Source organism: Streptomyces sp. NPDC003036 (assembly GCF_040611175.1).
Lineage (GTDB): Bacteria > Actinomycetota > Actinomycetes > Streptomycetales > Streptomycetaceae > Streptomyces.
Genome location: NZ_JBEXNO010000008.1, coordinates 60,590 through 84,090 on the forward strand (window position 1 = coordinate 60,590; position 23,501 = coordinate 84,090).

Below are 23,501 nucleotides of genomic sequence, written 5' to 3' on the forward strand. Positions count from 1 at the left end.
CGGGCGCTTACGCGGAGAGGCGGGCGATCGCCTCGTCGACCGTGAGCTCCTCGCGCTCGCCCGTGCGGCGGTCCTTCAGCTCCAGGACGCCCTCGCCGGAGCGGCGGCCCGCGACGAGGATCTTCGGTACGCCGATGAGCTCGGCGTCGGTGAACTTCACGCCCGGGGAGACCCCGGCCCGGTCGTCGACCAGGACCCGCAGGCCCGCCTCGCCGAGCTTCCCGGCGACGTCGAGCGCGAGCTCCGTCTGGAGGGCCTTGCCCGCCGCGACGACGTGGACGTCGGCCGGGGCGACCTCGCGGGGCCAGCACAGGCCCTGCTCGTCGGCGTGCTGCTCGGCGAGGGCGGCGACGGCGCGGGAGACGCCGATGCCGTACGAACCCATGGTGACGCGGACGGGCTTGCCGTTCTGGCCGAGGACGTCGAGCTGGAGGGCGTCGGCGTACTTGCGGCCGAGCTGGAAGATGTGGCCGATCTCGATGGCGCGGTCCATCTTCAGGCCGGTGCCGCAGTTGGGGCACGGGTCGCCGTCCTCGACCTCGACGACGTCGAGGTACTGGTCGACCTCGAAGTCGCGGCCCACGACGACGTTCTTCGCGTGCGTGCCCGGCTTGTTGGCGCCGGTGATCCAGGCGGTGCCGGGGGCCACGCGCGGGTCGGCGATGTAGCGGACCTTGTCCAGGCCCTGCGGACCGACGTAGCCGCGGACGAGGTCGGGGCGGCCGGTGAAGTCCTCGGCGGTGACGAGCTCGACGGTGGCCGGGGCGAGGTGGTCCTCCAGCTTGCCGAGGTCGACGTCGCGGTTGCCGGGCACGCCGACGGCGACGATCTCGCCGTCGACCTTGACCAGCAGGTTCTTCAGCGTCGCGGCGGCCGGTACGTCCAGGTGCGCGGCGAGCGTCTCGATGGTCGGCGTGTCGGGGGTGTCCAGCTCCTCCAGCGGGCCGTGCGCCGAGCCGTCGACGGGCGTCAGCGGGTGGGTGACGGCCTCCGTGTTGGCGGCGTAGTCGCAGGAGGGGCAGTAGACGAAGGTGTCCTCGCCGGCGGCGGCCGGGGCCAGGAACTCCTCGGAGGCGGAGCCGCCCATGGCGCCCGAGACCGCCGAGACGATCTTGTGCTCCAGGCCGAGGCGCGTGAAGATCTTGATGTACGCCTCGCGGTGCAGGCGGTACGACTCGGCCAGGCCCTCGTCGGTGGTGTCGAAGGAGTACGAGTCCTTCATCTGGAACTCGCGGCCGCGCAGGATGCCGGAGCGCGGACGCGCCTCGTCGCGGTACTTCGTCTGGATCTGGTACAGGATCACCGGCAGGTCCTTGTAGGACGTGCACTGGTCCTTGACGAGGAGCGTGAAGATCTCCTCGTGCGTCGGGCCGAGCAGGTAGTCGCCGCCCTTGCGGTCCTTCAGGCGGAACAGCTCCGCGCCGTACTCGTTCCAGCGGCCCGTCGCCTCGTAGGGCTCCTTGGGCAGCAGGGCCGGCAGGAGCACCTCCTGGCCGCCGATCGCGTCCATCTCCTCGCGGACGACGCGGGCGACGTTCTCCAGGACCTTCATGCCGAGCGGCAGCCAGGACCAGATGCCGGCGGCGTTGCGGCGGACGTAACCGGCGCGGACGAGCAGTTTGTGGCTGAGCGTCTCGGCGTCCGCCGGGTCGTCGCGCAGTGTCTTGACCATCAACCGGGACATGCGCTGGACCTGGGCCATGGGGAACTCTCCTGCGGTGAAAAGTGTGATGCCTAGGAGGTTAGCCCTGGGTCACCGCCCGGCGGAAATCAGTTCCCCTGCGGGTCGTCGCCGCGCCGCCGCAGCGGGAGCGGCGCGCCCATCACCGCGTACGGCCGCGCCGCGCTCGGGAAGTGGACCCTGCGCGCGAGGTCGCGGTAGCCGAGGGAGCGGTAGAGCATCCGGGCCGGGCTCTCCACGTCGATGGCGGAGAGGATCGAGCGTGGCTGCGCGGCGGCGTCCGTGATGGTGGTGATGAGCTGACGGCCGAGGCCCCGGCCCTGGTACGCGGGGTGGACGTGGAGCTCCGTGATGACGAAGGAGTCGTCGAGCCAGCTCTCGTTGCCCTCGCGGACGAGGTAAGGCTGGACGACCGTCGACCACCAGTGGGCGCGGTCGTTGGGCATCCCGTACACGAAGCCGACGAGCCGCCCGCCGGGCGTGGTTGCGCCGTAGGAGGTGGCGCCGGGGCAGAGCAGGTGGCGCAGCACGATGTGGCGGCGTACGCCGATCTCGTCCTCGCTCAGCCCGAAGGCGACGGCCTGTACGGCGAGGGCCGCGTCCACGCGCGCGGCGAGGTCGACCGGTCCGACCACGACGTCGTCGGCGTCCTCCGCGTCCCGCACGTCATCCACGTCTTCCATGGGCGAACCCTAGCCTCAGAACAAGACGCTCATGAAGGCCCCGACTTCGCGGAAGCCGACGCGGCGGTAGGCCGCCCTGGCGGGGGTGTTGTAGTCGTTGACGTACAGGGAGACGACCGGTGCGACGTCGGCGAGGGCGTAGCGCAGGACGGCCGCCATGCCGGTCTCGGACAGGCCGCGGCCGCGGTACTCGGGGGCGACCCAGACGCCCTGGATCTGGCAGGCCTGCGGGGTGGCGGCGCCGATCTCGGCCTTGAAGACGACCTTGCCGTCCTCCACGCGGGCGAAGGCGCGGCCCGCGCCGACGAGCTCGGCGACGCGCGCCTGGTAGAGCAGCCCGCCGTCGCCGGCGATCGGCGAGATGCCGACCTCCTCGGTGAACATCGCCACGCACGCCGGCATGATCACGTCCATCTCGTCCTTGCGGACCCGGCGGACGAGCGGGTCGGGGGCGACGTCCGGCGAGGGCCGGTCGGTGACCATGAGCGGCTGGTGGGCGCGCACGTCGCGGGCCGGGCCCCAGCTCGGTTCGAGCAACCGCCACAGCCGGGCGGTCGGTTCGGCGGGGCCGACGATGGAGGAGCAGCGGCGCCCGGCCCGGCGGGCGCGGTCGGCGAAGGCGCGGACGGCCTCGGAGGTGGCGCAGATGGGGACGAGGTTGGCGCCGGAGTAGCACAGCGACGTCAGCCGTCCGTCGGCGTACCAGCCCCACATCTCGCCGCCGAGGCGCCACGGGTCGAGCCCGGCGGCCCTCACGCGCGCGGCGACGAACGCGTTCTGGACGGGGTCGCTCTCCAGGATGGCGAGCGCGGCGCCGAGGTCGCCGGGTTCGAGGACCCGGGTGGTGGTCTGCGTCAGCACGAGGGGGCCTCACCGTGTTCCGACAGGGTCCTGGCACTGTACCTGGCGGCGCGGGAGGAGTGGCAGGACGGCCGGACGGCGAGAAGCCCCGCCGGGGTGCGGCGGGGCTTGTCGTCGTAGGTGTACGGCGGGGTCAGCCGGCGACCGAGACCGAGGGCTCGCCGGACGGGATGCCGTCCTTCTCCATCTGCTCGGCGATCTTCATGGCCTCTTCGATGAGGGTCTCGACGATCTTCGACTCCGGGACGGTCTTGATGACCTCGCCCTTGACGAAGATCTGGCCCTTGCCGTTGCCGGAGGCGACGCCCAGGTCGGCCTCGCGCGCCTCGCCGGGGCCGTTCACGACGCAGCCCATGACCGCGACGCGCAGCGGGACCTCCATGCCCTCCAGGCCCGCGGTGACCTCGTCCGCCAGCTTGTAGACGTCCACCTGGGCGCGGCCGCAGGACGGGCAGGAGACGATCTCCAGACGGCGCTGGCGCAGGTTCAGCGACTCCAGGATCTGGATGCCGACCTTGACCTCCTCGGCCGGCGGCGCGGAGAGCGAGACGCGGATGGTGTCGCCGATGCCCTCGCTCAGCAGGGCGCCGAAGGCGACGGCCGACTTGATGGTGCCCTGGAACGCCGGGCCCGCCTCGGTCACACCCAGGTGCAGCGGGTAGTCGCAGGCCGCGGCGAGCTGGCGGTAGGCGGCGATCATCACGACCGGGTCGTTGTGCTTGACCGAGATCTTGATGTCGCGGAAGCCGTGCTCCTCGAAGAGGGAGGCCTCCCACAGCGCCGACTCGACCAGGGCCTCGGGCGTGGCCTTGCCGTACTTCCGGAGCAGGCGCTGGTCCAGCGAGCCCGCGTTCACGCCGATGCGGATCGGCACACCGGCGTCGCCGGCGGCCTTCGCGATCTCCTTGACCTTGTCGTCGAACTGCTTGATGTTGCCCGGGTTGACGCGGACCGCCGCGCACCCGGCGTCGATCGCCGCGAAGACGTACTTCGGCTGGAAGTGGATGTCCGCGATCACCGGGATCTGCGACTTCTTGGCGATCACCGGCAGCGCGTCCGCGTCGTCCTGCGTCGGGCACGCCACGCGCACGATCTGGCAGCCCGAGGCCGTCAGCTCGGCGATCTGCTGCAGCGTGGCGCCGATGTCGGACGTCCGGGTGGTCGTCATCGACTGCACCGACACCGGGGCGTCGCCGCCGACCGGGACGCTGCCCACCATGATCTGCCGGGACGTGCGTCGGTCGGCGAGCTTGGTGGGAACGGACGGGATACCGAGAGAAATCGCGGTCATCTGGTGTGCAACCCCAAGGTGTGGATCGAGGTCCCGAGATCGGCGGGCTCCAGGTTTGAGGTTACAGCCCCGGGGTGGAGCGGCCGGACACCACGGGGTGTCCGGCCGCCCGTCCCACTCGCACGGCTGTACCCACTGTCGTACGCCTACGGCTCCGGCTCGGCTCGGGCCGGCGCTAGGAGATCTTCACCGGGTTCACGATGTCCGCGACCAGCACGAGCAGCGTGAAGCAGATGAAGATGCCCGCCACGACGTACGCCACCGGCATCAGCTTCGCCACGTCGAACGGCCCCGGGTCCGGGCGCCGGAAGACCTTCGCCACGTTGCGGCGCAGGGACTCCCACAGGGCGCCGGCGATGTGCCCGCCGTCCAGCGGCAGCAGCGGCAGCATGTTGAAGAGGAAGAGCGAGAGGTTGAACATCGCCAGGAACAGCAGGAGCGTCGCCACGATGTTCGGCGCCGGGATGTCGAGGTTCATCACCTCGCCGCTGATCCGGGCGGCACCGACCACGCCCACCGGGGAGTCGGCCTTGCGCTCGCCGTCGCCGAAGGCCGCGTCCCACAGGTCGGGGATCTTCGACGGCAGGGCGATGACGGAGTCCACGCCGTCCTCGATCATGTCGCCCATGCGGTCGACGGACTCGCCGAAGGTGAGCGGCTCGATCACGGTCCGGGCCTCGAAGCCGAGGTAGCCGGCGCGGACGTACTTCTCGGCGATCACCTCGCCGTCGGCGTCCTTGGCGATCACCGTGTTCTCGATGAGCCTGGGGCGCAGGACCACCTCCTGGCCGTCGCGTACGACGGTGAGGGTGGCCGGGCCGATGGTGGAGCGGATGCGGTCGGAGAGCGTGGGCCAGTCGTGGACGGGGTCGCCGTTGAAGGCGACGATCCGGTCGCCCACCTCGAGGCCGGCCGCCCGGCCGGGCGAGACCGGGTCGCCCTTGGCGCACTTCTGCCGGTCCTCGCTCTGCTGGATGACGCACTTCTGGACCCCGGCGACCTCGGTGGTCTGCTTCTGCATGCCGAAGGTCATGCAGACGCCCACGAAGATGGCGACGGCGAGCACCAGGTTCATGAAGGGGCCCGCGAACATCACGATGACGCGCTTCCACGGCGCGCGCGTGTAGAACAGCCGCGTCTCGTCGCCCGGCCGGAGCTCCTCGTACGCCGCCGAGCGGGCGTCCTCGATCATGCCGCGGAACGGCGAGGTGGACCGCGCCTCGATCCGGCCGTCGTCGCCCGGGGGGAACATCCCGATCATGCGGATGTAGCCGCCGGCGGGGATGGCCTTGATGCCGTACTCGGTCTCGCCCTTCTGCCGCGACCAGATGGTGGGGCCGAAGCCGACCATGTACTGGGGGACGCGGATGCCGAACATCTTGGCCGTGGAGAGGTGGCCGAGCTCGTGCCAGGCGATGGAGATGAGCAGGCCGACGGCGAAGACCGCGATGCCGATAATCGTCAACAGGATCGTCATGCGCGAGCCTCCGCCATGGTTTTCTCCGCCAGTTCCCGGGCCCGGGCGCGGGCCCAGGTCTCCGCCTCCAGGACGTCCGGCACCGTCAGTGAGGTTCCCGTGCCGGGCGTGCCGTGTTCCGCGACGACCGCCGTGACCGTGTCCATGATGCCCGTGAAGGGCAGCTGGCCGTCGAGGAACGCCGCCACGCACTCCTCGTTCGCGGCGTTGAAGACCGCCGGGGCCGTGCCGCCGAGCTCGCCGACGTGCCGGGCGAGGCCGACGGAGGGGAAGGCCTCGGTGTCCAGCGGGAAGAACTCCCAGGTGGAGGCCGTGGACCAGTCGAAAGCGGGGGCCGCGTCCGGGACGCGCTCGGGCCAGCCGAGCCCGATGGCGATGGGCCCGCGCATGTCCGGCGGGGTCGCCTGGGCGAGGGTCGAGCCGTCCGTGAACTCCACCATCGAGTGGACGTACGACTGCGGGTGCACGACGACCTCGATGCGGTCGAAGGGGATGTCGTAGAGCAGGTGGGCCTCGATGACCTCCAGGCCCTTGTTCACCAGCGTGGCGCTGTTGACCGTGATGACCGGCCCCATGGCCCAGGTGGGGTGGGCGAGGGCGTCCTCGCGGGTCACGTGGGCCAGCTCCGCCTTGGTACGGCCGCGGAAGGGGCCGCCCGAGGCGGTGACGACGAGCTTGCGGACGTCGGCGCGGGTGCCGGCGGCGAGCGCCTGGAAGAGCGCGGCGTGCTCGGAGTCGACCGGGATGATCTGGCCCGGCTTGGCGAGCGCCTTGACCAGCGGGCCGCCGACGATGAGCGACTCCTTGTTGGCGAGGGCGAGGGTGCGGCCCGCTTCGAGGGCGGCGAGGGTGGGCGCGAGGCCGATGGAGCCGGTGATGCCGTTGAGCACGGTGTGGCAGGGGGAGGCCGCGACCTCGGTGGCGGCGTCCGGCCCGGCGAGGATCTCCGGCAGCGGCTCGGAGCCGTACAGCTCGGTGAGCGCCTCCCGCAGCGCCGGGACCGCGTCCTCGCGCGCCACGGCCACCGTGCGGACCCGCAGCCGGTGCGCCTGCTCGGCGAGGAGCCCGGCCCGGCCGCCCGCGGCGGACAGGGCCGTGACACGGAACCGGTCGGGGTTGCGCAGGACCAGGTCGATGGCCTGCGTACCGATGGACCCGGTGGAGCCGAGGACGACGATGTCCCGGCGGCCTTCGGCCGGATCGAAGGCGATGTGCGGGTCTGCGAGGGGGGATGGGCTGTCGCTCATGCCCCCATTCTTGCCGCAACGGGCGTGTGCCAGGACCGCGCCCCTGGGACCGGGCCTACGCGCCGCTGCCCGTGGCCGCCCGGAACTTCTCCCACTGGGCGGTGACGACCTCCTGCGGGACGCCGCCGAAGTCCTTGGTGTCGAGGACGTCGGCGCGGAAGGAGAGCGTGGTGGAACCGGAGCGGAGGACCGTGAGGTACTCGTACAGCCTGAGGTCCTTGTTCTTGACGTCCTGGATGGTGAAGCGGAACGCCTTCGCCTCGTCGCCGATGGCGGGCGCCTTCACCGGCTCCACCTTCAGGTAGCGCGCCTTGGTGAGGGCCCGGTCCTCGGTGAAGCCGCCCGCGCAGGCGGTGCCCGCCGTGGCGAGGGCGGCCATGACGGCGGTGGCGTCCTTCCCCGCGTACGAGCGGAGCTGGACGGTGACGTTGACGGAGCGGAGCTCGCTGTCGAGGTCCAGGTCGCGGTGGACCTCGGCGACCGGGTCGTGGGCCGTGGCGCCCTTGGCGAGGCTGACCAGCGGCTGGCAGACGGCCGGATCGGCGGTGTAGCTGTCGCTGAAGGGCGCTTCACCGACACCGTAGGGGCTCGTGGTGTACGAGCCGGCCTTCTCGTCCGCGGCGAAGGCAGCGGCGGTCAGCCGGGCCTCGGTGAGGGGCGCCGGTCCCTTCGCGCGCGGAGGCCTTGGCCTTGGGGTCGTCGTTCGGGGCGTCGGGCCGCTCCGCGCTGCACGCGGCCAGCAGGAGCATGCCGCCGAGCGCGGCGGCGACGCGCCCGCTCCGTCCGTACCGCTGTCCCGCCCCGTACATCCGTGCTCCCGTTCCTCGTCGAGATCGTGGTGATCGCGGCTCGATTATGGGTGCTGGACGTACCGGGGCGGGCGAGACGGGCGGAAACGGTGTCAGCGGATGGGGCGGTGGACGTTCTCCCTGGCCGACGGGCCCGGGGTCGCGTCGGCGATCCAGGGGCCGTCGCCGCTGGGGTCGAGGACGCCCTCCTCCAGCCAGGCGTACGTGCCCGACAGCACGCCCTTGACGACCGTGCGGTCCAGGTCGTCGGTGTTGTGCCACAGCCGGCCGAAGAGCTCCTCGACGCGGATGCGGGACTGGCGGCAGAAGGCGTCCGCGAGCTGGTAGGCCTCGCGGCCGTGCTCGTCGGCGGAGCGCAGCAGCTCCGCCCGGACGCACGCGGCGCTCATGGCGAAGAGCTCGGCGCCGATGTCGACGATCCGGCCGAGGAAGCCCTGCTTGGTCTCCATGCGGCCCTGCCAGCGGGACATGGCGTAGAAGGTGGAGCGGGCCAGCTTGCGGGAGGTGCGTTCGACGTAGCGCAGGTGCGTGGCGAGGTCCGGGTGTCCGGAGGGGTGGAACTCGGCGTACGAGCGCGGCAGCTGGCCGGGGCCGGTGACGAGCTTCGGCAGCCAGCGGGCGTAGAAGGCGCCCGCCTGGACGCCCGCCTTCGCCTTGTCGCCGAGCGTCTTGTCCGGGTCGATGATGTCGCCGGCGACCGCGAGGTGGGCGTCGACGGCCTCGCGGGCGATGAGCAGGTGCATGATCTCGGTCGAGCCCTCGAAGATGCGGTTGATGCGCAGGTCGCGCAGGAGCTGCTCGGCCGGGACGGCCCGCTCGCCGCGGGCGGCGAGGGAGTCGGCGGTCTCGAAGCCGCGGCCGCCGCGGATCTGGACCAGCTCGTCGGCCATGAGCCAGGCCATCTCGGAGCCGTACAGCTTGGCGAGGGCCGCCTCGATGCGGATGTCGTTGCGGTCCTCGTCGGCCATCTGGCTGGAGAGGTCGACGACGGCTTCGAGGGCGAAGGTGGTGGCGGCGATGAAGGAGATCTTCGAGCCGACCGCTTCGTGGAGGGCGACGGGCTTGCCCCACTGCTCGCGGACGCCCGACCACTCGCGGGCGATCTTCAGGCACCACTTGCCGGCGCCCACGCACATCGCGGGCAGCGAGAGGCGCCCGGTGTTGAGGGTGGTCAGCGCGATCTTGAGGCCGGCGCCCTCGGGGCCGATGCGGTTGGCGGCCGGGACGCGGACCTGGTGGAAGCGGGTGACGCCGTTCTCCAGGCCGCGCAGGCCCATGAAGGCGTTGCGGTTCTCGACGGTGATGCCGGGCGACTGGGCCTCGACGACGAAGGCGGTGATGCCGCCCTTGTGGCCCTCGGACTTCGGTACGCGGGCCATGACCACGAGCAGGTCGGCGACGACGCCGTTGGTGGTCCACAGCTTCACGCCGTCCAGGACGTACTCGTCGCCGTCGGGGACGGCGGTGGTGGCCAGGCGGGCGGGGTCGGAGCCGACGTCGGGCTCGGTGAGGAGGAAAGCGGAGATGTCGGTGCGGGCGAGCCTCGGGAGGAAGGTCTCCTTCTGCTCGGTGGTGCCGAAGATCTTCAGCGGCTGCGGTACGCCGATCGACTGATGGGCGGAGAGCAGGGCGCCGACGGCGGGGCTCACGGAGCCGACCAGGGCCAGGGCCTTGTTGTAGTACACCTGGGTGAGGCCGAGGCCGCCGTACTTGGGGTCGATCTTCATGCCGAGGGCGCCGAGCTCCTTGAGCCCGTCGATCACGGCGTCGGGGATGCGGGCCTCGCGCTCGATCAGCGCGCCGTCGATCTTCGTCTCGCAGAAGTCGCGCAGCTTGGCGAGGAACTGCTCGCCGCGCTGCACGTCCTCGTCCGGCGGGAGCGGGTGCGGATGGATGAGGTCGAGCCGGAAGCGGCCGAGGAACAGCTCCTTGGCGAAGCTGGGCTTGCGCCAGTCCTGTTCGCGGGCTGCCTCGGCGACCTCGCGGGCTTCGCGTTCGGAGACCTTGGGCTGGTGGTGGGGGCCGGACATGGTGGGCTCACCTCGCCGCTTCAGTCGGGGGCGGCCGGCCGGTGCTCGGGCCGACCGGTTACTCGACCGTATCTACCCGATTCCGGCACATACGAAAAGGCGAGCACGACGCGGAGCCTGCGCCCGTGCGCCCCCGGTGCACACGTCCCTCCGCCGCCATGGGCGTACACGATGGCGGGCGGCGCGAGTGACGCGAGGGAGAGGAGATCTCGATGAAAGGCTCCGGCCTCGGCGGTCCGGGTGACGTGAAAGGCGGCAAGACGCGGTTCGACGACGTCTACGACCGGCCGGACCCGCGCGCGTACTTCGCACGGCTGGCACCGCTGCGGTACGAGATCCCCCACCACGCCCAAGGGGTCTTCAGGCGCACCGTGGCGGACTGGCGCGCCGCCGCACCGGGTGGCGGCGGCCAGGGTTCGCCCACCGTGCTGGACGTGTGCTGCTCGTACGGCGTCAACGCCGCTCTGCTCAACCACGACCTCACGCTCGCGGAGCTGTACGAGCACTACACCTGCCCGCGGGCCCAGCGCCTGTCCACCGCAGAGCTGGTGGCCTGGGACAAGCGGTTCTACGCGGAGCGGCGCCGCTCGGACGCCGTCCCGGTCGTCGGCCTGGACATCGCCGGCCGGGCGCTGCGGTACGCGCGAGCGGTGGGGCTGCTGGACGCGGCGTTCGCCGAGGACCTGGAACGCGGCCCGGCCGGTCCGGGCCTGCGCCGGGCCCTCTCGGGCGTCGGGCTCATCACCATCACGGGAGGGGGCAGTTACGTCACCCGGCGCACCTTCGACGCCCTGCTGGACGCGGCGCACCGGCCGGTGTGGGTCAGCGCCTTCGTGCTGCGCACCGTGTCGTACGCGGGCATCGCCGCGGCGCTCGACGCACACGGCCTGCGCACTGTGTCCGATCCGGCCCGCTCCTGGCCGCAGCGGCGCTTCACGGACGCACATGAGCAGGCGTACGCCGTCGCGGCCGTCAGAGCTCTCGGCGCGGACCCCGAGGGGCTCGAGTCGGCCGGACGCTTCCACACGGTGCTGTACGAGTCCCGCCCCGCGGCGCGGTGGGAGGCGCAGTGAGGGCGTCGCCGCCCCCTGCCCGCCAGCCGGGTGACCCGGCGGAGGTGGGGGGAGAAAAGGAGGCGGCCGGAGCCCCCGCACAGTGGGCTCCGGCCGCCGGTCTGGGCCGTACGGGTTACAGCGCCAGGCCCGTGAGGACCAGGACGCGCTCGTACGTGTAGTCGTCCATCGCGTACCGCACACCCTCGCGGCCGACACCCGACTGCTTGACGCCGCCGTACGGCATCTGGTCGGCGCGGTAGGACGGGACGTCGCCGACGACCACGCCGCCGACCTCCAGCGCGCGGTGGGCGCGGAAGGCGGTCTGCAGGTCGTGCGTGAAGACGCCGGTCTGGAGGCCGAACTTGGAGTTGTTGACCTCGGCGAAGGCGGCGGCCTCGCCGTCGACCTTGTGCAGGGTCAGGACCGGGCCGAAGACCTCCTCGCAGGCGAGGGTGACATCGGCGGGCAGGTCGGCCAGGACGGTCGGGGCGTAGGTCGCGCCCTCGCGCTTGCCGCCGGTGAGCAGCGTGGCGCCGCCCTTGACGGCCTCGTCGACCCAGGACTCGACGCGCTTGGCGGCGTCCTCGCTGACCAGCGGGCCGACGTCGGTGGTGTCGTCGGACGGGTCGCCGGTGCCCTGCGCCTCGACGGCGGCGACGATCTTCGGGACGAGCCGGTCGTAGACCGACGCGTCGGCGATCACGCGCTGCACGGAGATGCAGGACTGGCCGCCCTGGTAGTTCGAGAAGGTGGCGATGCGGGTGGCCGCCCAGTCCAGGTCCTCCTCGGAGGCCCAGTCGGCGAGGACGACGGCCGCGGCGTTGCCGCCCAGCTCCAGGGTGCAGTGCTTGTGCGGCACCGACTCCTGGATGGCGTAACCGACCTTGTCGGAGCCGGTGAAGGAGATCACCGGCAGGCGCTCGTCCTTGACCAGGGCGGGCATCGCCTCGTTCAGGACGGGCAGGACCGACCAGGAGCCGGCCGGCAGGTCCGTCTCGGCGAGCAGCTCGCCCAGGATGAGGCCGGAGAGCGGGGTGGCCGGGGCGGGCTTGAGGATGATGGGGGCGCCGACGGCGATGGCCGGGGCGACCTTGTGGGCGCACAGGTTCAGCGGGAAGTTGAACGGCGCGATGCCGAGGACGACGCCCTTGGGGAAGCGGCGGGTGAGCGCCAGGCGGCCGACGCCACCGCCGTCGGTGTCGAGGCGCTGGGCCTCGCCGCCGTTGAAGCGGCGGGCCTCCTCCGCGGCGAAGCGGAACACGGACACGGCGCGGCCGACCTCGCCGCGGGCCCACTTGATCGGCTTGCCGTTCTCGGCGGAGATCAGCTGGGCGATCTCCTCGGTGCGCTCGGCGAGGCGCTTGGACACGTGGTCCAGGGCGGCGGCGCGGACGTGGGCGGGGGTCGCGGCGAACTCGTCGACGACCGCGTGCGCGGCGGCCACGGCCTCTTCGACCTGGGCCTCGGTGGGAACGCTGACCTGGCCGACGAGGCGGCCGTCCCACGGGGAGGTGACGTCGAAGGTCGTCTCGCCGGTGGCCTGGCGGCCGGCGAGCCAGAAGGCGGTGGCAGTCATGTGCGATCCCGGCCCTTTCGAAGCTGTGCGGAGGATGGGAGGGGTCCTGCTGTTCTGTTCACACGGTAGGGCCGGGCGGGTGGGCCGTGGTTTGTCCGGGATGGAGTGGTGCGGGACGTCAGTTTCGCCGTTCCGTATGTTCCGACCGGCTCTGGGGGCGACTCTCGGGGCTTTCCGGGCTGCTTTCCGGGCGCCGCTCCGTGCTGACGATCAGGCACACGCCCGCCACGACGATGGCGCCGCCCAGGGCGATGGGCCAGGTCACCGCCTCGTCGAGGAGCAGCGCGCCGAGCGCGACGGCCACGACCGGGTTGACGTACGCGTACGTCGCGACGAGCGACAGCGGGGCGGTGTGCAGGAGCCAGGCGTACGCGGTGAACGCCAGCAGCGACCCGAAGAGGACGAGGTAGGCGAGCGCGGTCCAGGAGCGCGCCGAGAAGGCGGTCACGTCCAGGCCCCGGTGCTCGCCGCGGACGAGCCCGAGCGCGAGGCAGCCGAGGCCGCCGACGACCATCTCGTACGCGCTCGTGGTGAAGGGGTTCTTCGGCATGGGCAGGCGCGACGACGAGAAGGAGCCGACGGACCACATGACGGTGGCCACGATCACCGTGAGCACGCCGGCGATCCGCACGTCGCCGCTGAGGCCGGGGAGCGTGAGGATCGCGAGCCCGGCGAGGCCGAGGAGCACGCCCGCGTACGCGCCGAGGCCGGGCCGCTCGCCGGCCGCGGTGCGCAGCAGGACGACCCAGGCGGGGACGACGGCGATGAGGAGCGCGGCGAGGCCGGAGGGCACGGAGGTCTCGGCGAGGACGACGAGGCCGTTGCCGCCGAGGATCAGCAGCAGCCCGACGACGGCGGTGGAGGCGAGCTGCGCGCGGGTCACCTTCAGCACGCCGATGCCGTGCCGCCAGGCGAGCAGCGCGGCGAGCAGCGCTCCGGCGACGACGAACCGGGCGCCGGCGGAGAGGAACGGGGGCATGGTCTCGACGACGACCCGGATGCCGAGGTAGGTCGAGCCCCACACGACGTACACGATCCCGAGCGCGGCCCAGACGGCGCCGCTGATGCGGCGGCGGGCGGGGGAAGGGGTCGTGGGCGGGGGCGGGGGTGTGGTGGTGCCTGCGGCGGCCGGGTCGACGGCGGGGCTTGTCATGCACTGGAGATTATGGATTTCCGGCACCCGACATCAAGAAATCTGCCCGATTCCGGGCAGCGGAACGGGAATTGGTCACCTTCTCGCGGCTTGCCGATTGCCGCGCGGTCGCCAGCTCACGGGCGGTACGGACGAACTCACGCACCGCGCCGGTCGCGTCCGCGGCACGCCAGACCAAGCCGTAGCCGAGGGGAGCGGCCCCCGCGAGCGGCACGTAGCTGACGCCGGGCCACGCGTGGTACGTGGCCAGGTGTGCGGCGGCGAGCAGGCCGCCCCTGCCGCCGGCGACCATCATCAGGGCTTCCTGGAGGTTGGTCACGGCGGGGCCCCGGCCGATCGGGCGGCCGCCGGGCGTGCGCGCCGGGCTGTGGAGCTCCCGGCGGTAGGGCGGGAGATCGCCGTCGATGGTGAGCAGCGGCAGGCCGGCCAGGTCCTCGTACCCCACCGACGCGCGCGCCGCCAGCGGGTGGCCGGAGGGGACCGCCAGCACCCGCGCGTCCGACAGCAGGGCGGGGCTCGCGGCCAGGTCGTCCTCGCGCACGGGGAGTTCGGTCAGCTGGACGTCGAACTCCCCGCCGCGCAGCTTGCCGTACGGGTCGGCGAGCGGGACCTCGCAGATCTCGACGGCCAGCCGGGGGTGGCGGGCGCGCAGGGCCTCGACCGTGCGCATCACCAACTCCCCCGCCAGCGGCGTGGAGAACCCGGCGTACAGCACCCCCGTGACGCCGCGCGCCTCGGCGGTGGCGCGGGCCACGGCCTCCTCGATGGCGTGGTGGTGGGGCGCGATGTCGTCGCGCAGGCGGCGGCCCAGCTCGGTGAGGGCGACGCGGCGGCTGGTGCGGACGAACAGCGGCGCGCCGACGCGGCGCTCCAGCCGCTGGACGAGCTGGCTGACCCGGGCCCGGGACAGCCGCTCCGGTCCGCCGTACGGCCGAAGTGCAGCTCCTCGGCCAGGATCAGGAAACACTCCAACTCGTCGCGTTCCACGGACCTCTCCCCCGGCGTGAGCCTCGATCGGTAAGCGTGACTGAACGAACGTCGCGTTCTTCGCCGTTGTTCCCCCGGACCGGCCCACCGAGGGTGGTGGGGCAACCAACTCCCCACTCTTCCAAGGGACCTCCATGAGTACGCAGATGACGCAGACGGGTACGCCGAGGCTGCGGCCACGCGAACGGGGCATGCTCTTCGTCCTGTGCGGCGCGATCTTCCTCGAAGGCATCGACGTGGCCATGCTCAATGTGGCCCTGCCCGCCATCCGCGCCGATCTGGACCTGTCCACCGGCGCGTTGCAGTGGGTCATGAGCGCGTACGTCCTCGGCTACGGCGGCTTCATGCTGCTGGGCGGCCGGGCCGCGGACCTCTTCGGCCGCCGCCGGATGTTCGTCTTCTGGCTGACCGTCTTCCTCCTCTTCTCCGGGCTCGGCGGCTTCGCCACCGAGGGCTGGACGCTGATCACCGCGCGGTTCGTCACCGGGGTGGCCGCCGCGTTCATGACCCCGGCGGGCCTGTCGATCATCACCACCCACTTCGAGGAGGGGCCGCGCCGCAACAAGGCGCTGCTCGTCTACTCCGGTACGGCGGCCGGCGGCTTCTCCATCGGGCTGGTGGCCGGCGGCCTGCTCACGGCGGCCGGCTGGCGGTGGGTGTTCTTCGCGCCCGTCGCCCTGAGCGCCGTCATCCTGCTCGGCGCCCTCCTCTTCGTACCGAAGTCGCCGCGCCCGGACCGGGACGGGCAGGGCGTGGACCTGGCGGGGGCGGTCAGCATCACCGCCGCGATCGTGCTGCTGGTGCTGGGCGTGGAGCGGGCCGCGCACAGCGGGCTCGGTTGGACGCCGGCGATCCTGGGCGGTGGCCTCGCCTGCCTGGCGGTCTTCGTGGCCGTGGAACGCCGCTCCTCGGCGCCGCTGGTGCGGCTGGGCATCCTGCGGTCCGGGCCGCTGGTGCGGGCGAACCTCGCCGGGCTGCTCTTCGCCGCCGGTTTCTTCGGCTTCCAGTTCCTGGTGGTGCTCTACCTCCAGGAGCTGCGCGGCTGGTCCACGCTCCAGACGAGCTTCGCGATGATCGTCATCGGCATCGACGCGATCCTGTCGCCCACGCTCACGCCGCGGCTGGTGAACCGCTTCGGCAACGGCCGGGTCATCTTCGGCGGGCTGCTGCTGGCCGCGCTGTCGTACGCCCTGTTCCTGCCGGTCGGCGCGGACTGGACGTACCTCGCGATGTTCCCGAGCCTGATCGTCCTCGGGCTCGCGTTCTCGCTGGCGTACGGTCCCCTGACCATCGTCGCCACGGAAGGGGTCGACGAGGAGGAGCAGGGCCTGGCCGGGGGGCTGCTGTACACGTCGTTCCAGTTCGGCGCGGCGCTCGGGCTGTCCGCCGCGGCCGCGGTCAACGCCGCCGCGACCGGGGACGCGGGTACGCCGGGGGCCCTGCTCGACGGCTACCGGGCGGCGCTGTGGGTGCCGCTCGCCGCGGCGCTGGCGGCGGTGGTGGTCGGCGCGTTCGGGCTGCGCACGCGGGCGCGGGGCGAGCAGGAGGTCGAGGCTCGGGCGGACGTTGCGGAGCCCGCCGCGGTTCGCTGACAGGTCGGTCGGCCCGGGCGAGGCGGCAGCGGGACGGCGTCAGCGGGGCGACGGCGTCTCGCCCGTCGCCTTGAGGGCGAGCCACAGCTCCATGCGCGCGTCCGGGTCGTCCAGGGAGCGGCCCAGGATCTCCTCGACGCGGCGCATGCGGTAGCGCAGCGTGTGGCGGTGGACGCCGAGGTCCGCCGCCGCCGCGTCCCACTGGCCGTGGCGGGACAGCCAGGCGCGCAGCGAGGCGACCAGGTCGCCGCGGCCGGTGGCGTCGTGGTCGTGCAGCGCGCGGAGCAGGCCGTCGGCGAAGGCGCGTACGGCGTCGTCGGCCAGCAGCGGCAGCACCGAGCCGGCGGCGAGCTCCTCGTGCTCGACGAGCGCCCGGCCACGGCGGCGGGCCACCGAGAGGGCCTGCTCGGACTGCTTGTAGGCGGAGGCGGCGGCCGTCGGGCCCGTCGGGGCGGACAGGCCGATCACGAGCCCGGCCTCCTCCGCCTCCTTCTCGGCGTACGCGTCGCACGCGGCGGCCACCGCTCCCCCGTCGGCCGCGAGCACCACGAGCCGCTCCTCGCCCTCCGGCACCGTCAGCACCGTCTCGCCGGTGCGGGCGGCGGCCGTCTCCAGGGTCTCGGCGAGGGTGGTGAGCGCGGGCTCCGCGCCCGGGTCGCGGTCGCCGACCGGCTCGGCGATCAGCAGCCGGAAGGGGGCGTCGAGCAGCCCGCCGTACAGGTCGCCCGCCACCGCCCGGGCGTGGTCCGGCTGCCCCGCGAGCATCATCCGCAGCACGGCCGCGCCGAGCCGCTGCTCGGCGGCCTGGAGGGAGCGGGACCGTTCCGTGGTGAGGGTGAGCAGGGCGATGGCGGAGTGGACGGCGTACCGCTCCGCCGTGCCGAGCGGCGCGCCCGTGCCGACGGCCAGGGCGCCGCGTACGCGCCGCCCCGACCCGAGCGACTGGAGCTCCACCCGGTCGTCGGTGCCGCCGACGACCGCGCTCGCCGGGGCCGCCCGCTCCCGCAGCCGCTCGACGTCGGAGGTCAGGCGGGCCGCGCGGCGCGCGGCCCAGTCGGGCGCCGCCGCGAGGACCTGGCCGGAGGCGTCGTACAGCGCGGCCCAGCCGTCGACGTGCGAGGCGAGCCGCGCCACGACCGCCGCGGGGCCCTCCGCGAGCGCGGCCCGTGTCATCTCGCGCTGCGCCTCGAAGCCGGCCGTCACGGCCCGGTACTGGTCGGCCGCGAGGGCCGCCGACACCGCCTTGGAGATGGCGAGGAACGGCGTGCGGCGCGGCACCTCCAGCAGGGGCAGGTCGGCCTCGCGCGCCGCTTCCAGCAGCGCGTCGGGGATCTGGTCATAGTTGACGCCGACCGCGAAGCCGAGGCCCACCACCCCCGCGTCGGCCAGCCGCTTCACGTAGCGGCCCATGGCCTCGCGGTTCTCGGCGTCCAGCTTCATCGCGGTGACCAGGAGCAGCTCGCCGCCCTCCATGTACGGGACGGGGTCGGCGAGCTCGCTGACGTGCGCCCAGCGGACGGGCGTGTCGAGGCGGTCCTCCCCGGCGCGGACGGTGAGTTTCAGCGCCGAGTGCTGGACGAGCGAGGCGAGCGTGAGCGGCATGGCGGAACCGTCGGACTTTCGGGGAGGGAGGAGGGGGGACGAGGAGAGAATTTCGCCGTCCCGTATGAACGGCTCCCTTCAATTCTGCCAGCACGTATGACAACCGTCTTACGTGCGCAGATCGACCAGAAGCGGAGGGGTGTATTCCCCTCGGACGCCCGTCAGGGACAGTACGGCATGCCCGGGCGGCACCCCGTGGGCGAGGTCCGAGGCGGACCAGCGCTGCCGCTCCACCTCGCGCACCGTGATCGCCTCGGCCGTCGCGGCCTTGCCGGTGACCAGGCGGCGCAGGAAGTGCAGCGCCTTGGTGAGCGGCTCCTCGGCGATGATCTGCCGGTTGGTCACGTCCCGGGTCTGCACCCACTCGGTGCCCCAGGTCTCCGCGAACCGCCCTCCGTCCCAGGCGGCGAGGCCCGCGAACGCCATCCGGCACCCCACCGCGCCCAGCAGCGGCCCGCGCAGCGCCTCCGGCACGTCCTCCAGGGTGCGCAGCGCCAGCACGACACCGGCATGGGCCGAGCGCAGCCGCTGGATGGCGCGTACCGAGTCGGCGGTGACGGTGTACGTGGCGTCGTCCAGCACCAGGCACGCGAACAGTGACCGGTCGCCGCGCGCGAGCGCCGCGTCCGTGAACTGCGCGAGCAGCAGCCGCGCCACGATCCGGGATGCCTCGGCGTGCCCGCGCTCGGGCAGGTCGACACGGACGCGCAGCGGGTGCTCGATCGCCCGCGGGGAGAACGCCGGGGTGCCGCCGCCCCCGCCGAAGAACCGGGCGAACGCGGGCCGGTCCAGGAACGCGATCCGCTCCGCGAGCAGCACCCCGATGTCGTCGCCCCGCTCCGCCTGGCGGGCGCGGGCGTCGAGCTCCCGCAGCTGCGCCGGGTCGCCGGCGACGGCCGCGCGCAGCCCGGCCAGCGCCTCGGGCGACCCGCCGAGCAGCTCGCGCAGCTCGGGCACCGCCGGGAAGTGGCCGTGCGCGGCGCGGTACGGCCCGATGAGCTGGGCGAGCGCCGTCGCCGCCCGGCGGCTGTCCGGCACGAGGTCGCCGACGAGCGCCTCGGCCAGCATGCGGGCGGCCTCGTCCGGGTCGTCGGCGCCGCCGTACAGGTCCAGGTCGTGCGTGGAGTCCGGGCGCCCGACGCGTACGACGACGTCGAAGGCCGCGTCCGGTGCCAGGGCCGCGCCCTGGGCGGTGACGGCGACGACGGCGGCGCGGTTGGCGAGGGCCTGGAGGCACAGGGACTCCACCACCGGCCGGATCACCCGGACGGTCTTGCCGGACCCGGCGGGCCCGACCGCGATCAGCGAGGTGCCCAGCACCTCGGGCTCCAGCGCGACCCCGGTGGTCCGCCGCGCGTAGGGGTTGCGCGGGTGGTCGGCGGCGGTGCCGATCCGCACCTGCCCGGTGACCAGGTCGTGCACGGCGGTCCGGACGGGCAGGTCCCGCACGCCCGAGGGGTGCGCGCAGGCGGCGGCGCCCTGCGCCCGTACCGCGTCGGCGAAGGCGGCGAGCCGCTCCGGACGCGTCCGCACGCCCTGCCAGGCGCGCCGGATGCGGGCGTAGTCCACGTCGCCGAGGGCGCCCGAGCGGGTGGCGTCGGCGAGCCGCGCGGCGACGTCGGCGAGCCCGGCGGCCCGCAGCTCAGGCCAGTCGGCGGGGTCGGCCTCGGGGGGCGGGGGCGGCGGCGGGGTGTCCTTCTTGCGGACGTACCGGCGCCAGATCTCGGGGACGTGGCCGACGCGCGCGAAGAAGACGAGGAGGCCGGCGGCGACGAGGCCCACGTAGACGTACCAGGCCACCACGAAGGCCATGGTGCCGCGCCAGGCGTCGGGGGTGAGCAGGTACAGGGGCCAGAGCCAGTAGTCGCCGAGGTAGTTGTTCCACAGCAGCGACCACAGGAGCCAGCCGCTGAGCAGCGCGATGAGGGCGCCGGCGAAGAGGCGCCGGGCCGGTACGGCCTCGGGCTCCTCCCGCGGCCGGGGCCGGTGTCCGAACCGCCACACTCCGGGCTCGGCGTCGGGCCGAGGGGTACGCAGCCACGGGACGATGCCGCCCGTGCCGCCGCCGGTGGGCGCGGCGGGCGGGTGCGCGGGCCGCGGCGGGTGCGCCGGCGGCGGCACGGCGGGTGCGCCGCCCCGGCCGGGTGCGCCGTACGTCCCGTGCGCGCCCTGCGCCCCTTGCGTCCCCTGTGTCCCCTCCGCTCCCTGCGTTCCGTACGTGCCGTACGTACCGTCGGTGTCCATGAACCCCTGCCCCCTGACCAGCCGGGTCGCGCGCGTCTGTGCACCCGTCAATCTAGTGCGCGGGCCCCTCCCGGGACGTGGATCGGCGGCTCTATGTCCGCCGCGGACAATGACACGCCCTTCATCACTCCCTAACGGCGCATGCCTCCACCCTTCCTCCACGCCTAGCCTGCGGAAGAAAGAGCAATAGCGTCCGAAAGACCCCATCCCAGGAGCCCCGCATGACCGAAATCCCGCAGGAGCGCCGCGTCGTCACCGCCATCCCCGGCCCGAAGTCGCAGGAGCTTCAGGCCCGCCGTCTGTCCGCGGTCGCGGGCGGCGTGGGCTCCGTGCTGCCGGTGTTCACCACCCGCGCCGGTGGCGGCGTCATCGAGGACGTCGACGGCAACAGCCTGATCGACTTCGGTTCCGGCATCGCCGTGACGTCCGTCGGCGCCTCCGCCGAGGCGGTCGTGCGGCGCGCGAGCGCCCAGCTGGAGCAGTTCACGCACACCTGCTTCATGGTCACGCCGTACGAGGGCTACGTCGAGGTCTGCGAGGCGCTCGCCGAGCTGACCCCGGGCGACCACGCCAAGAAGTCCGCGCTGTTCAACAGCGGTGCCGAGGCCGTCGAGAACGCGGTCAAGATCGCCCGTTCGTACACCAAGCGCCAGGCCGTCGTCGTCTTCGACCACGGCTACCACGGCCGTACGAACCTGACGATGGCGCTGACCGCCAAGAACATGCCGTACAAGCACGGCTTCGGCCCGTTCGCCCCCGAGGTCTACCGCGTGCCGGTGGCGTACGGCTACCGCTGGCCGACCGGTGCCGAGAACTGCGGCCCCGAGGCCGCCGCGCAGGCGATCGACCAGATCACCAAGCAGATCGGCGCCGAGAACGTCGCCGCGATCATCATCGAGCCGGTGCTCGGCGAGGGCGGCTTCATCGAGCCGGCCAAGGGCTTCCTCCCCGCGATCGTGAAGTTCGCCAACGACAACGGCATCGTCTTCGTCGCGGACGAGATCCAGTCCGGCTTCTGCCGCACCGGCCAGTGGTTCGCGTGCGAGGACGAGGGCATCGTCCCGGACCTGATCACGACCGCCAAGGGCATCGCGGGCGGTCTGCCGCTCGCCGCCGTCACCGGCCGCGCCGAGATCATGGACTCCGTCCACGGCGGCGGCCTCGGCGGCACCTACGGCGGCAACCCGGTGGCCTGCGCCGGTGCGCTCGGCGCCATCGAGACGATGAAGGAGCTCGACCTCAACGGCAAGGCGAAGCGCATCGAGGAGGTCATGAAGGGCCGCCTCTCCGCCATGCAGGAGAAGTACGAGATCATCGGCGACATCCGTGGCCGCGGCGCCATGATCGCCATCGAGCTCGTCAAGGACCCGGCGACCAAGGAGCCGAACCCGGAGGCCGCCGGCGCGCTGGCGAAGGCCTGCCACGCCGAGGGCGTGCTGGTCCTGACCTGTGGCACCTACGGCAACGTGCTGCGCTTCCTGCCGCCGCTGGTCATCGGCGAGGACCTGCTGAACGAGGGCCTGGACATCATCGAGGCCGCGTTCGCGCGCATCTGACGCACCCGCGCGGACGCACGTGTGAAGAGGTTGTGGGGGGCCGATGGCGGGATGGAGATCCCGCTGTCGGCCCCCCGCTTCTCTGCCGTACGGTTTCCGCAGATGAGAGAGACACCTTCCAGGCCGGAGCCTCCCCAGCCCCGTCCTGGTCGTGCCTTCGCGCACACCCCCGGAGCCTTCGGCTCCGGAACTCCTCACCGATCGGACAGTCGCCCGCCCCATACCCCCCGGGGCGTGCGGCGCACCGGTCACGGCGGCCGCCCCGGAACAACCCCCCCTGTTCCGGGGCGGCCGGCTTTTCTCTTGGTCCCGGTCGCGGCGGCGCTCGCGCTGTTCGCCGCCGTCACCTGGCAGGTCGCCGTCCACGGGCCGCTCGCCCGGCTGGACGAGCGCGCCGGACGGGCCCTCGCCGGGCGCGGCCCCCGCCCGCTCACCGAGCTTCTCGCCGATCTCGGCAACCTCCAGGTCGCCCTGCCCGTCCTGGCTGCCGCCCTCGCGTACGCGGTGTGGCGCGGCCGCCGGCGCGCGGCGCTGTACGCGGGGCTCGCGATGGCGCTCGTGCCCGCCGTGGTGGTGCCGCTGAAGGTGCTCGTCGACCGGGTGGGGCCGCTGACCGCCGAGACCGGCTACTACCCGTCCGGGCACACGGCGACGGCGCTGGTGGCGTACGGCGGTGCGGCGCTGGTGCTGCGCCGGCGCCGGTTGATGCCCGTCGCCGCCCTGCTGACGGTGGCGACGGGCATCGGGCTGGTGCTGCGCGGCTACCACTGGCCGCTGGACGTGGTGGGCAGTGCGTGCCTGTTCGTGCCGGTGCTGCTGGGCGTGGGTTACGCCGCCCGCCGCTGAGCCGGCAGCTCCGCCAGGCGCTTCGCCGTGTGGTCGACGAACGGCACGCTCTCCATCAGCTGGCAGGGCGCCGCCCCGACCGTGCGGGTGCGGATCAGCCCGGCGACGCGGGCCCCGGCGCCCAGGCGGGGGACAGGAACGTGTTGCCCAGGCGTCCTCGGCGCCGTCGATCTCGAAACGGCGGGTGGATCCGCGGTGCGCCTCGGTGAGGCCGAGGTCGTGGAACATGGCGCCCACGCAGAGCAGTTCCGGGTCGAAGACCAGTCCGCGGTCACGTCCCGTGCCGTTGCCTCGCCAGCTGCCCCGCCGCCTCGTGCAGCGCCAGCTCCAGCAGGGCCGGGTCCGTCAGGGTCCCCGCGCCGTCGGGCCAGACCAGCCAGCGCGTGCCGCCGGTGGCCCGGCCCGGGCAGGGGTACGGGACCACGAGCCAGGTGCCGCGCCCGGCGGCGCGCATGCCGGTGCCGACCCAGCGGGCGGCCGTGCCCGGCGGGACGAAGAAGCCCATGCGGGCGTCGCCGAAGTCGGCGAGGACCGGTCCGGGGCGGTCGACGAGCCGGGAGAGCACGTCGAGGGTCGGGTAGCCGAGTTCACCGGGGACGATCAGAACGTCCCAGCGCCGCCCAGCCGGCAGCAGCACCACCCCCGTGGGGCTGCGCTCCCACTCCCACCTGCACGCGGCGGGGTCCGGTGCCGCCGACACCAGCCACTCCACCGCGCCCTTGCCACCCGAAGCCCCCGAACCGGTCATCGTCCACAGCCTCCCTGTCGTGCCTGTGACTGCCCTGCCGGGCAGTGCGTTCACACGTCGGAG

At 73.1% G+C, this 23,501-nt stretch carries 18 protein-coding genes and 1 pseudogene; 4 read left to right on the forward strand and 15 right to left on the reverse strand.

What is annotated here, in order from left to right:
- Positions 1-7: 7 nt before the first annotated feature.
- From ABZX67_RS08160 to ABZX67_RS08195, 8 genes are all read right to left on the reverse strand, one after another.
- Entirely contained in the window at positions 8-1,702 is a 1,695-nt protein-coding gene (locus ABZX67_RS08160) for a proline--tRNA ligase (RefSeq protein WP_355356125.1), read from the reverse strand.
- 68 nt (positions 1,703-1,770) lie between these two features.
- Positions 1,771-2,364 (reverse strand): GNAT family N-acetyltransferase, encoded by a 594-nt coding sequence (locus ABZX67_RS08165; RefSeq protein WP_355356127.1) that lies wholly within the window; start codon positions 2,362-2,364, stop codon positions 1,771-1,773.
- Between the two features lie 15 nt (positions 2,365-2,379).
- On the reverse strand, positions 2,380-3,225 hold the full coding sequence (locus tag ABZX67_RS08170) for a GNAT family N-acetyltransferase (RefSeq protein ID WP_355356129.1): 846 nt from the start codon (positions 3,223-3,225) through the stop codon (positions 2,380-2,382).
- Between the two features lie 133 nt (positions 3,226-3,358).
- Positions 3,359-4,516, reverse strand: coding sequence for a flavodoxin-dependent (E)-4-hydroxy-3-methylbut-2-enyl-diphosphate synthase (gene ispG / locus ABZX67_RS08175; protein ID WP_355356131.1), 1,158 nt, complete (start codon positions 4,514-4,516; stop codon positions 3,359-3,361).
- A gap of 175 nt (positions 4,517-4,691) precedes the next feature.
- A complete protein-coding gene (locus tag ABZX67_RS08180; RefSeq protein WP_355356133.1) occupies positions 4,692-5,993 on the reverse strand; it encodes a site-2 protease family protein in 1,302 nt (433 codons plus the stop codon).
- Positions 5,990-7,240, reverse strand: coding sequence for a 1-deoxy-D-xylulose-5-phosphate reductoisomerase (gene dxr / locus ABZX67_RS08185; RefSeq protein WP_355356135.1), 1,251 nt, complete (start codon positions 7,238-7,240; stop codon positions 5,990-5,992). The genes ABZX67_RS08180 and dxr overlap by 4 nt, the downstream gene beginning before the upstream one ends.
- 55 nt (positions 7,241-7,295) lie before the next feature.
- A complete protein-coding gene (locus ABZX67_RS08190) occupies positions 7,296-7,619 on the reverse strand; it encodes a hypothetical protein (protein WP_355356137.1) in 324 nt (107 codons plus the stop codon).
- Positions 7,620-8,141: 522 nt separating this feature from the next.
- Positions 8,142-10,079, reverse strand: coding sequence for an acyl-CoA dehydrogenase family protein (locus tag ABZX67_RS08195; RefSeq protein ID WP_355356139.1), 1,938 nt, complete (start codon positions 10,077-10,079; stop codon positions 8,142-8,144).
- A gap of 212 nt (positions 10,080-10,291) precedes the next feature.
- On the opposite strand from ABZX67_RS08195, the gene ABZX67_RS08200 reads away from it, so the two are divergent.
- The gene (locus ABZX67_RS08200) at positions 10,292-11,152 is read left to right on the forward strand and encodes a hypothetical protein (protein ID WP_355356141.1); all 861 of its coding nucleotides are present in this window, start codon (positions 10,292-10,294) and stop codon (positions 11,150-11,152) included.
- Positions 11,153-11,267: 115 nt separating this feature from the next.
- Here the strand turns inward: ABZX67_RS08200 and ABZX67_RS08205 are convergent, their stop codons facing one another.
- The 3 genes from ABZX67_RS08205 to ABZX67_RS08215 form a co-directional block, all read right to left on the reverse strand.
- Positions 11,268-12,710 carry an aldehyde dehydrogenase family protein gene (locus tag ABZX67_RS08205; RefSeq protein WP_355356143.1) on the reverse strand — a complete coding sequence of 481 codons (1,443 nt, stop codon included), beginning with the start codon at positions 12,708-12,710 and terminating at the stop codon, positions 11,268-11,270.
- A gap of 118 nt (positions 12,711-12,828) precedes the next feature.
- Positions 12,829-13,863: an EamA family transporter gene (locus tag ABZX67_RS08210; protein WP_355356145.1), complete on the reverse strand. Its 1,035-nt coding sequence runs from the start codon at positions 13,861-13,863 to the stop codon at positions 12,829-12,831.
- Between the two features lie 10 nt (positions 13,864-13,873).
- Entirely contained in the window at positions 13,874-14,830 is a 957-nt protein-coding gene (locus tag ABZX67_RS08215) for a LysR family transcriptional regulator (RefSeq protein ID WP_355356147.1), read from the reverse strand.
- Between the two features lie 154 nt (positions 14,831-14,984).
- Here ABZX67_RS08215 and ABZX67_RS08220 point away from each other — a divergent pair, with 154 nt between their 5' ends.
- A complete protein-coding gene (locus ABZX67_RS08220; RefSeq protein WP_355356149.1) occupies positions 14,985-16,442 on the forward strand; it encodes an MFS transporter in 1,458 nt (485 codons plus the stop codon).
- A 39-nt stretch (positions 16,443-16,481) separates the two neighbouring features.
- On the opposite strand, the gene ABZX67_RS08225 is transcribed toward ABZX67_RS08220, so the two are convergent.
- Together ABZX67_RS08225 and ABZX67_RS08230 are read right to left on the reverse strand one after the other, a co-directional pair.
- The gene (locus ABZX67_RS08225; protein ID WP_355356151.1) at positions 16,482-18,044 is read right to left on the reverse strand and encodes a PucR family transcriptional regulator; all 1,563 of its coding nucleotides are present in this window, start codon (positions 18,042-18,044) and stop codon (positions 16,482-16,484) included.
- 108 nt (positions 18,045-18,152) lie between these two features.
- Positions 18,153-20,288: an ATP-binding protein gene (locus ABZX67_RS08230; protein ID WP_355356153.1), complete on the reverse strand. Its 2,136-nt coding sequence runs from the start codon at positions 20,286-20,288 to the stop codon at positions 18,153-18,155.
- A 221-nt stretch (positions 20,289-20,509) separates the two neighbouring features.
- On the opposite strand from ABZX67_RS08230, the gene gabT reads away from it, so the two are divergent.
- Together gabT and ABZX67_RS08240 are read left to right on the forward strand one after the other, a co-directional pair.
- On the forward strand, positions 20,510-21,844 hold the full coding sequence (gene gabT / locus ABZX67_RS08235; RefSeq protein ID WP_355356155.1) for a 4-aminobutyrate--2-oxoglutarate transaminase: 1,335 nt from the start codon (positions 20,510-20,512) through the stop codon (positions 21,842-21,844).
- 102 nt (positions 21,845-21,946) lie between these two features.
- Positions 21,947-22,690 carry a phosphatase PAP2 family protein gene (locus ABZX67_RS08240; protein WP_355356157.1) on the forward strand — a complete coding sequence of 248 codons (744 nt, stop codon included), beginning with the start codon at positions 21,947-21,949 and terminating at the stop codon, positions 22,688-22,690.
- 150 nt (positions 22,691-22,840) lie between these two features.
- Here ABZX67_RS08240 and ABZX67_RS08245 read toward each other — a convergent pair.
- Together ABZX67_RS08245 and ABZX67_RS08250 are read right to left on the reverse strand one after the other, a co-directional pair.
- Positions 22,841-22,969: pseudogene (locus ABZX67_RS08245) on the reverse strand (phosphohydrolase); the annotation flags it as partial.
- The gene (locus ABZX67_RS08250) at positions 22,962-23,438 is read right to left on the reverse strand and encodes a hypothetical protein (RefSeq protein ID WP_355356159.1); all 477 of its coding nucleotides are present in this window, start codon (positions 23,436-23,438) and stop codon (positions 22,962-22,964) included. The gene ABZX67_RS08250 and the pseudogene ABZX67_RS08245, both read right to left, overlap by 8 nt.
- Positions 23,439-23,501: the final 63 nt, after the last annotated feature.

Bases quoted from the DNA above. Each gene is read 5' to 3' on its own strand.
- ABZX67_RS08160 (WP_355356125.1), bottom strand. From the start codon at position 1,702: ATGGCCCAGGTCCAGCGCATGTCCCGGTTGATGGTCAAGACACTGCGC.
- ABZX67_RS08165 (WP_355356127.1), bottom strand. From the start codon at position 2,364: ATGGAAGACGTGGATGACGTGCGGGACGCGGAGGACGCCGACGACGTC.
- ispG (WP_355356131.1), bottom strand. From the start codon at position 4,516: ATGACCGCGATTTCTCTCGGTATCCCGTCCGTTCCCACCAAGCTCGCC.
- ABZX67_RS08180 (WP_355356133.1), bottom strand. From the start codon at position 5,993: ATGACGATCCTGTTGACGATTATCGGCATCGCGGTCTTCGCCGTCGGC.
- dxr (WP_355356135.1), bottom strand. From the start codon at position 7,240: ATGAGCGACAGCCCATCCCCCCTCGCAGACCCGCACATCGCCTTCGAT.
- ABZX67_RS08190 (WP_355356137.1), bottom strand. From the start codon at position 7,619: ATGGCCGCCCTCGCCACGGCGGGCACCGCCTGCGCGGGCGGCTTCACC.
- ABZX67_RS08195 (WP_355356139.1), bottom strand. From the start codon at position 10,079: ATGTCCGGCCCCCACCACCAGCCCAAGGTCTCCGAACGCGAAGCCCGC.
- ABZX67_RS08200 (WP_355356141.1), top strand. From the start codon at position 10,292: ATGAAAGGCTCCGGCCTCGGCGGTCCGGGTGACGTGAAAGGCGGCAAG.
- ABZX67_RS08205 (WP_355356143.1), bottom strand. From the start codon at position 12,710: ATGACTGCCACCGCCTTCTGGCTCGCCGGCCGCCAGGCCACCGGCGAG.
- ABZX67_RS08210 (WP_355356145.1), bottom strand. From the start codon at position 13,863: ATGACAAGCCCCGCCGTCGACCCGGCCGCCGCAGGCACCACCACACCC.
- ABZX67_RS08220 (WP_355356149.1), top strand. From the start codon at position 14,985: ATGAGTACGCAGATGACGCAGACGGGTACGCCGAGGCTGCGGCCACGC.
- ABZX67_RS08225 (WP_355356151.1), bottom strand. From the start codon at position 18,044: ATGCCGCTCACGCTCGCCTCGCTCGTCCAGCACTCGGCGCTGAAACTC.
- ABZX67_RS08230 (WP_355356153.1), bottom strand. From the start codon at position 20,288: ATGGACACCGACGGTACGTACGGCACGTACGGAACGCAGGGAGCGGAG.
- gabT (WP_355356155.1), top strand. From the start codon at position 20,510: ATGACCGAAATCCCGCAGGAGCGCCGCGTCGTCACCGCCATCCCCGGC.
- ABZX67_RS08240 (WP_355356157.1), top strand. From the start codon at position 21,947: ATGAGAGAGACACCTTCCAGGCCGGAGCCTCCCCAGCCCCGTCCTGGT.
- ABZX67_RS08250 (WP_355356159.1), bottom strand. From the start codon at position 23,438: ATGACCGGTTCGGGGGCTTCGGGTGGCAAGGGCGCGGTGGAGTGGCTG.